Raw genomic sequence first — 11,676 nt, forward strand, 5'->3', positions numbered from 1 at the left:
CGCTCCGCGTGGGAATGCATCCCGTGACGCTCTGCGTCACAAAGCGAACGCAGAGCGTCCATGGCGGCATTACCACGCAGAGCGTGGGAACGATCATAAGAAGGAGTTGATAATGCGTATCGGACTTGTCGGTTACGGCCATGGCGGCCGGTTTTTCCATGCTCCGCTGATCAGCAGTTTGCCGGCGGCGACGTTCGTGGGGGTGGTTACCCGTTCTGCCGAGCGTCGGCAACGGCTGGCTGCGGAATATCCTGGTGTGCCGGCCTTCGACAGCATCGGCCAACTGGTCGAAGCCGGGGTCGATGTGCTGGTGATCTCCACGCCGCTCAAAGGTCGCCCGGCGCTGGTACTCGACGCCATCGAACACGAGGTGGCGGTGGTCAGCGACAAGCCGTTCGCGGCTGATGCGCAACAAGCACAAACCCTGATCACCATGGCCGAGCGCCAAGGCGTGCAGCTGAGCGTCTATCAGAACCGGCGCTGGGATTCGGATTTCCTCACCGTGCGCAAACTCATCGAGTCCGGGGCGCTGGGTCAGGTCACCCGTTTCGAGTCGCGGATCGAGCGCTATTCGCCGCAGTCGGTGAACAACGGCAGCGGTGGCGGTTTCCTGCGCGATCTGGGCAGCCATCTGGTGGATCAGGCGCTCCTGTTGTTCGGCCCCGTCACCAGGGTTTACGCCGAACTCGATTACCTGGAAAAAAGCCAGAGCTTCGACAACGGCTTCTTTATGTCCCTGGCCCATGCCAACGGCGTGATCTCGCAGCTGGGCGGCAGTTGCCTGCAAAACACCCCCGGCCCGCGCTTTCGCGTGACCGGCACCCAGGGCTGCTACAGCGTCGACGGTCTGGACGGGCAGGAGGCATCAACCCTCGCCGGGCTTACGCCCCAATCCGAAGGCGAGCGCTGGGGCGTCGAGGAGCATCGGCGCTGGGGCTGGTTCGAACAGGGCGAGGTGCGTGAACGGGTGCCATCCGAGCGGGGTTGCTGGAATCAGTTCTATTTGCAGCTACAAACCGCGTTACAGAGCGGTGGCCCACTGCCGGTCGACGCCCGTGATGCACTGGCGACCACCCGCGTGCTAGACGCTGCGCGGCTCAGCTTCGAGCGCCATCAAGTGGTGACATTGAGCCCGTTTCGCAGTCATGGAATAAAAACAGAATAAAATTCTAAAATGAGTTGATATAGAAATTATTTTCCAATAAAGTCATTTCCAGGTTGCCGACTATCAACGTCCGATCACGCTCAAGCAGGTCTTGAACGAGTGAAGGACGGACCCAAAAAACAAGAAACAGAAGCCAGGTACCGTCGATGAAAACCTTCACCTCTGCTGTGCATGTTTTATGTTCCGCGCTGCACCTCACTGGCGACCTGCCTCGCATTTCGTTTCATTCCTTTTCTCGCTTGCTTTGCGTCGAACGCAACGGCGCCCTGGTTTGCTGTATTCCGGGTGCACCGACTGTCCGCTTGCCCGTTCACTGAAATCGTCACGCCTCATCCATAAAACCAACAAGAATGTGGAGAAAGACTTTTCATGAAGACCAAGATCCGTTTCGCCTCGCTGGCCTTGTCTCTGATGTTCGCCAGTGGTGCCGCACTCGCTGACATGAAGATCGGCGTCAGCATGTCGCAGTTCGATGACACCTGGCTGACCTACCTGCGCGAATCCATGGACACCAAAGCCAAGTCCTATCCCGATGGCGTCAAGCTGCAGTTCGAAGACGCGCGCAGCGACGTGGTCAAGCAACTGAGCCAGGTAGAAAGCTTCATCAGCCAGAATGTCGACGCCATTGTGGTCAACCCGGTGGATACCGCCGCCACCAAAAAAATCACTGAAGCAGCGGTCAAGGCCGGTATTCCGCTGGTGTACGTCAATCGTCGTCCCGATGACCTGAACCTGCCCAAAGGTGTGGTCACTGTCGCCTCCAACGATCTGGAGGCCGGCCAGATGCAGATGCAGTACCTGGCCGACAAAATGGGCGGCAAGGGCAACATCGTGATTCTGCTCGGTGATTTGGCCAACAACTCCACCACCAACCGCACCAAGGGCGTAAAAGAGGTGCTGACCAGGTACCCGAACATCAAGATCGAGCAAGAGCAGTCCGGCATCTGGTTGCGGGACAAGGGCATGACCCTGGTCAACGACTGGCTGACGCAGGGCCGCCAATTCGACGCGGTGGTCTCTAACAATGACGAGATGGCGATTGGCGCGGCCATGGCCCTGCAACAGGCTGGCGTTGCCAAAGGCAGTGTGCTGATCGCCGGCGTCGACGGTACGCCCGACGGATTGAACGCGGTGAAGAAGGGCTCTCTGCTGGTCTCGGTGTTCCAGGACGCCAAGGGTCAGGCAGACGGTTCAATCGATACGGCGGTGAAAATGGCCAGGAACGAACCGGTCGAACCGGCCGTGTGGGTGCCGTATCGCCTGATCACGCTGCAGAACGTCGACACCTTCAAATAATCCGTTCGTTCGATAACAACAATAAGCACGCCAGGTTGCAACGCGACCTTGCTGATGGAGTACCTGATCATGTTCGCTTCAGCGACTGCTTCGAGCACCCCGTTAATGGGTGTCCCACCGACGACACCCTCTGTCGATGAGCCGTACCTGCTGGAAATCATCAACGTCAGCAAGGGTTTTCCCGGTGTGGTGGCCTTGTCCGACGTACAGCTTCGGGTGCGTCCCGGTTCCGTGCTGGCGCTGATGGGCGAGAACGGCGCCGGCAAATCCACCTTGATGAAAATCATTGCCGGCATCTACCAACCCGATGCCGGCGAGTTGCGCCTGCGGGGCAAACCGGTGGTTTTCGAAACACCGCTGGCGGCGCTCCAGGCCGGGATCGCCATGATCCATCAGGAACTCAACCTGATGCCGCACATGAGCATTGCCGAGAACATCTGGATCGGCCGCGAACAGCTCAACGGCCTGCACATGATCGACCACCGCCAGATGCACCGTTGCACCGCCACATTGCTTGAACGCCTGCGGATCAATCTCGATCCCGAAGAGCTGGTCGGCAACCTGAGCATCGCCGAACGGCAGATGGTCGAGATCGCCAAGGCTGTGTCTTATGACTCCGACGTCCTGATCATGGACGAGCCGACCTCGGCCATCACCGATAAGGAAGTCGCGCATCTGTTCTCGATCATTGCCGACCTCAAGCGCCAGGGCAAAGGCATTATCTATATCACCCACAAAATGAATGAAGTGTTCAGCATCGCCGATGAAGTGGCGGTGTTCCGTGACGGCGCTTACATCGGCTTGCAACGGGCCGACAGCATGGACGGCGACAGCCTGATTTCAATGATGGTGGGTCGCGAGCTGAGCCAGTTGTTCCCGGTGCGTGAGAAGCCGATCGGCGATTTGTTGCTGTCGGTACGCGACCTCAAGCTGGACGGCATTTTCGAGGGCGTCTCGTTCGACCTGCATGCTGGCGAGATCCTTGGCATCGCCGGGTTGATGGGCTCGGGACGGACGAATGTAGCCGAAGCGATTTTCGGTATCACCCCAAGCGACGGTGGCGAAATCCGCCTCGACGGCGAAGTGGTGCGCATCAGCGATCCGCACATGGCGATCGAGAAAGGCTTCGCGCTGTTGACCGAAGATCGCAAACTCAGCGGCCTGTTCCCGTGCCTGTCGGTGCTGGAGAACATGGAGATGGCGGTGTTGCCTCATTACGTCGGCAACGGCTTCATCCAGCAGAAAGCCCTGCGGGCGTTGTGTGAAGACATGTGCAAGAAGCTGCGGGTGAAAACGCCGTCGCTGGAGCAATGCATCGACACGCTGTCCGGCGGCAATCAGCAGAAGGCCTTGCTGGCGCGCTGGCTGATGACCAACCCGCGCATCCTGATTCTCGACGAGCCGACCCGGGGCATCGATGTCGGTGCCAAGGCCGAGATCTACCGGCTTATCTCCTACCTCGCCAGCGAAGGCATGGCGGTGATCATGATTTCCTCGGAACTGCCGGAAGTGCTCGGAATGAGCGATCGGGTCATGGTCATGCACGAGGGCGACCTGATGGGGACCCTCGACCGCAGCGAAGCGACCCAGGAACGGGTGATGCAACTGGCCTCGGGCATGTCCCAGTGTCATTAAAGCAAGGGTGAACGCAGTTCAAGGGTGAAAGGGGATTGTGTGGCGAGGGAGCTTGCTCCCTCGCTACAAACAAACTCCCTCGCCACACGGATTTCATTTGAAGGGTGAGTGGTTATGAACGCGATACTTGAAAACAAGCCTGCAATGGCACCGGTCAAGAGTCGCCGGCGCTTTCCGACCGAGTTGAGTATTTTCCTGGTGCTGATTGGCATCGGCCTGGTCTTCGAAATGTTCGGCTGGATCGTGCGGGACCAGAGCTTCCTGATGAACTCCCAGCGTCTGGTGCTGATGATCCTGCAAGTGTCGATCATCGGCCTGCTGGCGATCGGGGTGACCCAGGTCATCATCACCACGGGTATCGACTTGTCTTCCGGTTCGGTGTTGGCGTTGTCGGCGATGATTGCCGCCAGCCTGGCCCAGACCTCGGACTTTGCCCGGGCGGTGTTTCCGTCCCTGACCGACTTGCCGGTGTGGATTCCAGTGATTGTCGGGCTCGGGGTGGGACTGCTGGCGGGGGCGATCAATGGCAGCATCATTGCGATCACCGGCATTCCACCGTTCATTGCCACCCTCGGCATGATGGTCTCGGCCCGCGGCCTGGCGCGCTACTACACCGAAGGTCAACCGGTGAGCATGCTCTCGGATTCCTACACGGCCATCGGACACGGTGCGATGCCGGTGATCATCTTTCTGGTGGTGGCGGTGATTTTTCACATCGCCCTGCGCTACACCAAGTACGGTAAATACACCTATGCCATCGGCGGCAACATGCAGGCGGCGCGCACCTCCGGGATCAACGTCAAGCGGCATCTGGTGATCGTCTACAGCATCGCCGGGTTGCTTGCAGGCCTGGCCGGTGTAGTGGCGTCGGCGCGGGCCGCGACCGGACAGGCCGGAATGGGCATGTCTTATGAACTGGACGCGATTGCCGCGGCGGTCATCGGCGGCACCAGCCTGGCCGGTGGCGTCGGGCGGATCACCGGCACCGTGATTGGCGCATTGATCCTTGGGGTCATGGCCAGCGGCTTTACCTTTGTCGGGGTTGATGCTTATATTCAAGACATCATCAAGGGGCTGATTATTGTGGTGGCGGTGGTCATCGACCAGTACCGCAACAAGCGCAAACTCAAGCGCTGAAGGCCGGACTAAACGTGAAAATGCGCCACGCCTGACCCGCGTGGCGCAGCCGTTTGTCTCCTATGTACAGCCGCTCGACTGAATTTCTTGCTATAAACGCACTCCGATATGCGCCTCAAAGCCTGCCGTAGCGCACTTTCAGGGTTTTGTCGGACAGATTTGCTGTCTTTTCAGTTGCTGAGGCCTCAAGTCGGCCTTAGACTGCCGCCCCTCGTAAATTGAGTGCCGGGTGGCGCTTGGAATAAACGGCGCCTTTCCAATGAATGCTTCAGGTTCAACGGATCGCTCCCTAATTCGCCTTAATGCACGTTTTTTTATAGAGATATCAATGACAAAGGACAAGTTGCTGGCCATGCCGGCGGATGACTACATGAATGCCGAGCAACATGCTTTTTTCTCTGAGCTGTTGCAGAACATGAAAGTCGAAACCCATGAGCGCATCGAACAGAACCGCATCGCCATCGAGAGCCTGGACACCCCGGCCGATCCGGCTGACGCAGCTTCTGTCGAAGAAGAGCGCACCTGGCTGGTGAACGCGATCGATCGCGACCAGCGCATGCTGCCTCAGTTGGAACAAGCCCTGGAACGCATCAAAGAAGACAGCTTTGGCTGGTGCGACGACAGCGGCGAGGCCATCGGCCTGAAACGCCTGCTGATCAGCCCGACCACCAAGTACTGCATCGAAGCTCAAGAGCGTCACGAGCAAATCGACAAGCACCAGCGTCAGGCCTGATTCAGTAGCGCCCCCTCGCGGGCAAGCCTCGCTCCTTCAGACATCTGTAGGAGAGAGGCTTGCCCGCGAAGCTTTTTGTCGTCCGAAAAATCTCACTCACTTCTGTTGATCTGCTGCAACTCCCACTACTAACGGACCATAGATAATGGCTTTGTAGTGGCGTTTAATGCGATGACAACAATTAGAAGACACGTGGGGTGACGACGATGACGAGGGACGGATCTCTGGTTGAGGCAATGCCTGCACCAGTACTTGTGCCGAAAAACCTTTGGCTGACGCCGACCTTGCAAAGCATCGCCCTGATGCTCTTGTTGTGCGGCATGGTGTTGGCTGGCTGGTCGCTTTACCTTGGCCTGCCTTTAGCCGTGCTGGTTATCTGGCTGCCGCGACTGCGCTCGCGCACTCTCCCCGACACAACCCCTGCAGACAGTTCCAGCGCCATCGCCGAGTTGACTCGCGATCTTTCCTACACCACCAGTCATAACGCCTTGTCGGCGGCCGGCGTGGCCTATGCGGTCAAGCAACTGGCAGACAAACTGCAATCGCAGCTCAATGCCGCGGCGCAGATTGTCAGCAGTGCTGAAGTGATGATCGTCACCGAACACGCTACGTCGAAACTCAGTCGGGAAGCCTTGAGCGCGGCCAGCGAAGCCCATCAGAGCAGCGCGGCAGGGCGCACGGAACTGGTCGAGTCCATTGCACGCATGCATCAACTCAGCCAGCGTGCCAGCAGCAGTCGTGAACTGATCGAAGCGCTGAGCCTGCGCAGCGACGATATCCAGCGGGTCACGCTGGTGATCCAGTCCATTGCCAGTCAGACTAATTTGTTGGCGCTGAACGCGGCCATTGAAGCGGCGCGGGCCGGGGAGCATGGTCGCGGGTTTGCGGTGGTGGCTGATGAGGTTCGCGGGCTGGCCGCGCGCACGGCGACGGCGACCGGCGAAGTCGGGGAGATGGTCGCCGATATTCAGCAACGCACCGCGCAAGTGGTGGAGCAGATTCGTCAACTGGCGAGCGATCTGAATACCGGTGTTGCGCAAGTCGAGCACACCGGGCAGCACCTGGAAAACATCGCGCGCCTGGCCGCTGGCGTCGAAAGGCAGGTCGGGGAAATCGCTCAGGGCGCGGACACCAACCGCGAACAACTCGACAGTCTGTTCCACGCCATCGAACAGATGCGCAGCGATCTGGCGATCAGTGATCAGCAGACCCAGCGGCTTGCCCAGGCAGCAGTGCAAATGGAAGGGCAGGCCGAAACCATCAGCGAGCGCCTGGCCGAGGTTGGACTGGATGACTATCACCAGCGCATTTACGACCTGGCCCGCGAGGGCGCGAGTCAGATTGCGGCGCGCTTCGAAGCGGACATCGATCAGGGCCGGATCAGCCTCGATGACCTGTTTGATCGCAATTATCAAGCGATCCCTAACACCAGTCCGGCCAAATACCAGACCCGTTTCGACCGCTACACCGATCAGGTATTGCCGGGGATTCAGGAACCGTTGCTGCCGCGCCATGAAGGCCTGGTGTTCGCCATCGCTTGCACGCAGCAGGGTTATGTGCCGACCCATAACACCGTGTTCAGCCAGCCGCTGACCGGTGATGTGCAGGTCGATACTCTGCAAAACCGCACCAAGCGCAAGTTCGCCGATCGTACCGGGATCCGCTGTGGCAGCCACCAGCAGGCGGTGCTGTTGCAGACCTACACCCGCGACACCGGTGAACTGATGCACGACCTCTCGGTGCCGATCATGCTCAAGGGCCGGCATTGGGGTGGTTTGCGGTTGGGTTACAAACCGCAAAGTCCTCGCTGAGAGTCCCGGCAATTATTATCGTATTAGTGGATCTGGTGCATGCGCAGGTTCAGGTCGTCGACCACATGGGCCCAATCGGCATCTTCACGCAGTTGTTCCTTGAGGAAGCCGGCTTGTTGCGGGGTCCAGAACTCGGCATCGATGAGTTTTTTGTCGTCAGCCAAGGGGGAATGACGGGCAATGAAATCGTCGATGGCCTTTTCACTGGAGTCCAGGCCGAGTTGATCGAACAAACCTTTCAAATCATGGGTGGGTGAGTCCATCTTCATCTCCTTGCAGATAATCCGTTGCGTCGAGTGCGAGCAAAAGCAGGGATGAGCATAGACTGCAAACCGACTATCAGGCTTTCAATGCCCCTTCATCGACCGCAAGCTTCAGGGCTTTCGCGGCATCCCGGGCGGCCATGGCCGCGACATCCGCAGTCTTGAACCAGCGATCCTTTTCGACCTGGTGAAACGTCACGGTGGTCAACGGCGGTTTGGCGCGCATGATAATGACTGCCTGGAATTCGCCTTCGACTTCTCTGGCTTCGCCCCGGATAAAAAATTCACCGATATCAAATTCCGTCACGTAGCCGTCTTCCCTTGAAATAGTTGTTGCGTTGAACGCCGTCCGCCCTGGGGCGGGTTTCATTGGTCGGGCAGTATGGCAGTAGTTGCCTGCCGGCGGCTGAGTTAAGTCGCCGGTGTGACGAAACGTCTATGGAAGTGAATGCAGCAGGTGCTTCAACTGCTTGCCTCAAGCGAACGGGCAAGGGCGCAGGCATCATTATGGTTGCCACGGAAACCTCTTACACGCCCGGTAGATATTTCCCTGATGTGGAAAAAGGCGTTGCCCGCCAATACCACCTGAAAACGCGGAAGCAGACGCTCCGGCGCCAGGAAGTCCTGCGGGTGGAGGCCCATCGAATGCAGAGACGACGAGCCGTTTGTGTGTCGGGTGTATGGCTGGGCAAAGTGAGTCAGTGTGCACATATGAAGTCCTTTTCGTGGTTTTACCGACGTGTGTACGTTGTTATGGGTAGTCTCGGTGAGCATGGCTGCTCTAGAATCGCCATCGATGGTTGGCGATTGGTGCCCATCTAAAGCAATTTTTTACTGGCGATATGTCGGAAAAGTGCTTTTTTTAAAGAGATTTTTCCCTAAAGTTGGTAATCCGGTTTTTATCTGGCCGTCAGAAGGGCATTTTCCTTCAACATCTGACGACCGCCAGGCAAGACGCCGCGAGGGATGTTCCAGTAATCTTCTCAAACCTCGCGATGAATGGGCCCTCTGCTCATTCCAGGATTCGACCCGGGTCATTGGCTACACCTCGGCATTGCCGCTTTTTTCTGCTGTGCGCGTTTCCTGCGTACGGCGTCATTTTCAGATGTGGGGATGTTTCCTTGGCAGTAAGTAATCTCGATATGCATGCTTTGTTCGTACTGGGTGATTTGCGCGCAAAGCTGGTTAAACAGTTTCAATCACGTTTCGTCTACATCACCGAACAGAACGCTGAAGGTATTTACATTGCCGAGCTCGACACCGAAGCAGCGCTGGTGGTGGATGACAAGCCAGGGCTTAAGCTCAAGGTCGGCGATCATTTCAGTGCCTCCGTATTGCCCAGTCGCGAAGGCGGCAAGCTGGACATCAAGTTCCGCGAAATCAAACTGACGGTATACGGGCTGGGGGATTACGCGTTCGTGACCACCGCAGACGGCCATGGCATTGTGTTCAAGGAAGGTCATAGCGTGGTGATGGTGTTCGCGGCCCATCAACAATTGCAGGAAGGCCTGACCAAAACCCTGAAAGCCGTGACTGCCAAGGCCGCCAAGTGGCGCAAGGGCGAACTGGTGACCTTCAAGGCCAGCGAGTAATGACCCCGACCCGCGCCGATTTCCACGAACAGAACCAGGCCAGTGCGCACGCCGAGGCGCAGCGTCTGTTGGCTCAAAAGGCCGTTCTGCAGGGCGCCTGGCTGAGTTGGGTGGCGTCACAGATCTACCTGTTGCGTCCGGCGGCGTACGCCAGCATGGTCAGAAGAGAGCTTGCAGGCTTGCAGGAAACTTCCGAAAGTTAATCCTCGCCCCTCAAAAGCAGGAACCTCAACTACAGTCAGATGACTGAGTATTCAGAGGCTTGCGGTCTACTTTGTCAGGCCATCCTGCTATTGCTGTGAAGCGCGAGGTGCAAAAGCATGAGGGGATTTCGACGGTTGCTGGCCGCTACCCTGGCCACGTTCGGTTTGTTGGCTTCACCCGCTCCGGTGGTCGCTGCCCAGGCGCCGATTCACTTCGCCGACCTGAACTGGGAAAGCGGCAGCCTGATTACCGATATCCTGCGGATCATCGTCGAGAAGGGCTATGGCTTGCCGACCGACACCTTGCCGGGGACGACCATTACCCTGGAGACCGCATTGGCCAACAATGACATTCAGGTCATTGGCGAGGAATGGGCCGGTCGCAGTCCGGTCTGGGTCAAGGCTGAGGCCGAGGGCAAAGTCGTGGCTCTGGGCGATACGGTCAAAGGTGCTACCGAGGGCTGGTGGGTACCGGAATATGTGATCAAGGGCGACCCGGCCAAGGGCATCAAGCCAATGGCGCCGGATTTGCGCAGTGTCAGCGATCTGCCGCGCTACAAAGACGTGTTCAAAGACCCGGAAACCCCGGGCAAGGGGCGTTTTCTCAACAGCCCGATCGGCTGGACGTCGGAAGTGGTCAACAAGCAAAAGCTCAAGGCCTATGGGCTGGACGACAGCTATGTGAACTTTCGCAGTGGTTCGGGGGCGGCGCTGGACGCAGAGATCAGTTCGTCGATCCGTCGCGGCAAACCGGTCCTGTTCTATTACTGGTCGCCGACCCCGTTGCTCGGCCGCTTCAAGCTGATTCAATTGCAAGAGCCTCCGTTCGACGCCGAAGCCTGGAAAACCCTGACCGACGCCGACAACCCCAATCCGAAACCGACGCGTTCGTTGCCCTCCAAGCTGTCCATCGGCGTGTCCACGCCATTTCAGAAACAATACCCGCAGATTGCCGAGTTCTTTACCAAGGTCGATTTTCCGATCGACGCGTTGAACAAGGCCCTGGCTGACATGAGCGAGAAACACACCCCGCCACGTCAAGCGGCAGAGGCGTTCATGAAGGCACACCCGGACGTGTGGCAGGCCTGGGTACCCAAGGACGTGGCGGACAAAGTTTCTGCGGCCCTGAAATAAACCGATTTGTGCACACCGGGAAATCCCGGATCTACATAGAGTCCGTAGGAGCTGCCGCAGGCTGTGATCTTTTGACTTGGCTTTAAAAAACAGGATCAAAAGATCGCAGCCTGCGGCAGCTCCTACAGGGCGCGCGCTTCTTTATCGTGTGTGCAGCGGAGCGTCAGTTCGATAGCAAATACCCTTACAAAAAGCCGCAAAGAAGTTCATCCTGCTGCAACATTTCACACCGGATGCCTGAATATGAGTCTTTTGGTCGCGCAATGGATTGCTGCAATCTTTTTATTGATCAGCCTGGTCCATCTGTATTGGGCGGCGGGTGGCAAATGGGGTAGCGAGGCGGCGGTGCCGCGCGTACCAGGTAAGGAGGGTGAGGCATCGAGGCCGGCATTCAAGCCGTCGAGTTTTGGCACGTCACTGGTAGCGGTGGGCTTGCTGTTGATCGCGATGCTGGTGTGCCTGCGGGTCGGGTTGTATCTGCCCACGGTGCAGCATTGGTCACTGCAATGGGTGATCAGCGCGATCGCGATGCTGATGTTCGCCCGGGCGATCGGCGATTCGAATCTGGTGGGTTTCTTCAAGCAGGTCAAGGATTCGAAGTTTGCCCGGCTGGATACCTGGGCGTATTCGCCGCTGTGTGTGGTGTTGGGCGCGGGGTTGTTGGCAGTCGCCTGGATTTGAAAAGCTTTGCGGGCATGCCTCGCTCC

The 11,676-nt window shown here is 58.1% G+C and carries 13 protein-coding genes; 10 read left to right on the plus strand and 3 right to left on the minus strand.

Annotated elements, in window-relative coordinates; genetic code table 11:
* Positions 1 to 112 precede the first annotated feature (112 nt).
* The 6 genes from BZL43_RS01790 to BZL43_RS01815 all read left to right on the plus strand — a co-directional run bounded on the left by BZL43_RS01790 (position 113) and on the right by BZL43_RS01815 (position 7,777).
* The gene (locus BZL43_RS01790) at positions 113 to 1,165 is read left to right on the plus strand and encodes a Gfo/Idh/MocA family oxidoreductase (RefSeq protein WP_095630715.1); all 1,053 of its coding nucleotides are present in this window, start codon (positions 113 to 115) and stop codon (positions 1,163 to 1,165) included.
* 369 nt (positions 1,166 to 1,534) lie between these two features.
* The gene (locus tag BZL43_RS01795; protein WP_095630716.1) at positions 1,535 to 2,461 is read left to right on the plus strand and encodes a sugar ABC transporter substrate-binding protein; all 927 of its coding nucleotides are present in this window, start codon (positions 1,535 to 1,537) and stop codon (positions 2,459 to 2,461) included.
* A gap of 69 nt (positions 2,462 to 2,530) precedes the next feature.
* Positions 2,531 to 4,096, plus strand: coding sequence for a sugar ABC transporter ATP-binding protein (locus BZL43_RS01800; RefSeq protein ID WP_095630740.1), 1,566 nt, complete (start codon positions 2,531 to 2,533; stop codon positions 4,094 to 4,096).
* A gap of 114 nt (positions 4,097 to 4,210) precedes the next feature.
* Positions 4,211 to 5,233 carry an ABC transporter permease gene (locus BZL43_RS01805; protein WP_095630717.1) on the plus strand — a complete coding sequence of 341 codons (1,023 nt, stop codon included), beginning with the start codon at positions 4,211 to 4,213 and terminating at the stop codon, positions 5,231 to 5,233.
* Positions 5,234 to 5,561: 328 nt separating this feature from the next.
* Positions 5,562 to 5,966 (plus strand): TraR/DksA family transcriptional regulator, encoded by a 405-nt coding sequence (locus tag BZL43_RS01810; RefSeq protein WP_007907888.1) that lies wholly within the window; start codon positions 5,562 to 5,564, stop codon positions 5,964 to 5,966.
* A gap of 587 nt (positions 5,967 to 6,553) precedes the next feature.
* The gene (locus BZL43_RS01815) at positions 6,554 to 7,777 is read left to right on the plus strand and encodes a methyl-accepting chemotaxis protein (RefSeq protein WP_371916194.1); all 1,224 of its coding nucleotides are present in this window, start codon (positions 6,554 to 6,556) and stop codon (positions 7,775 to 7,777) included.
* 23 nt (positions 7,778 to 7,800) lie between these two features.
* On the opposite strand, the gene BZL43_RS01820 is transcribed toward BZL43_RS01815, so the two are convergent.
* From BZL43_RS01820 to BZL43_RS28435, 3 genes are all read right to left on the minus strand, one after another.
* A complete protein-coding gene (locus BZL43_RS01820; protein WP_007907886.1) occupies positions 7,801 to 8,040 on the minus strand; it encodes a DUF2789 domain-containing protein in 240 nt (79 codons plus the stop codon).
* Between the two features lie 76 nt (positions 8,041 to 8,116).
* Positions 8,117 to 8,347, minus strand: a complete 231-nt coding sequence (locus tag BZL43_RS01825) for a hypothetical protein (protein ID WP_095630719.1) — start codon at positions 8,345 to 8,347, stop codon at positions 8,117 to 8,119.
* Positions 8,348 to 8,502: 155 nt separating this feature from the next.
* Positions 8,503 to 8,751: a hypothetical protein gene (locus BZL43_RS28435; protein WP_095630720.1), complete on the minus strand. Its 249-nt coding sequence runs from the start codon at positions 8,749 to 8,751 to the stop codon at positions 8,503 to 8,505.
* Between the two features lie 410 nt (positions 8,752 to 9,161).
* On the opposite strand from BZL43_RS28435, the gene BZL43_RS01835 reads away from it, so the two are divergent.
* The 4 genes from BZL43_RS01835 to BZL43_RS01850 all read left to right on the plus strand — a co-directional run bounded on the left by BZL43_RS01835 (position 9,162) and on the right by BZL43_RS01850 (position 11,650).
* The gene (locus BZL43_RS01835) at positions 9,162 to 9,632 is read left to right on the plus strand and encodes a hypothetical protein (protein ID WP_008067697.1); all 471 of its coding nucleotides are present in this window, start codon (positions 9,162 to 9,164) and stop codon (positions 9,630 to 9,632) included.
* Positions 9,632 to 9,835, plus strand: a complete 204-nt coding sequence (locus BZL43_RS01840; protein ID WP_095630721.1) for a hypothetical protein — start codon at positions 9,632 to 9,634, stop codon at positions 9,833 to 9,835. Before BZL43_RS01835 ends, BZL43_RS01840 begins: the two co-directional genes overlap by 1 nt.
* Before the next feature lie 117 nt (positions 9,836 to 9,952).
* Positions 9,953 to 10,969: an ABC transporter substrate-binding protein gene (locus BZL43_RS01845; RefSeq protein ID WP_095630722.1), complete on the plus strand. Its 1,017-nt coding sequence runs from the start codon at positions 9,953 to 9,955 to the stop codon at positions 10,967 to 10,969.
* Positions 10,970 to 11,212: 243 nt separating this feature from the next.
* On the plus strand, positions 11,213 to 11,650 hold the full coding sequence (locus BZL43_RS01850) for a DUF3995 domain-containing protein (RefSeq protein ID WP_095630723.1): 438 nt from the start codon (positions 11,213 to 11,215) through the stop codon (positions 11,648 to 11,650).
* Positions 11,651 to 11,676 lie beyond the last annotated feature (26 nt).

Origin of the sequence: Pseudomonas sp. PICF141, assembly GCF_002286815.1 — a bacterium.
Classification (GTDB): Bacteria; Pseudomonadota; Gammaproteobacteria; order Pseudomonadales; family Pseudomonadaceae; genus Aquipseudomonas.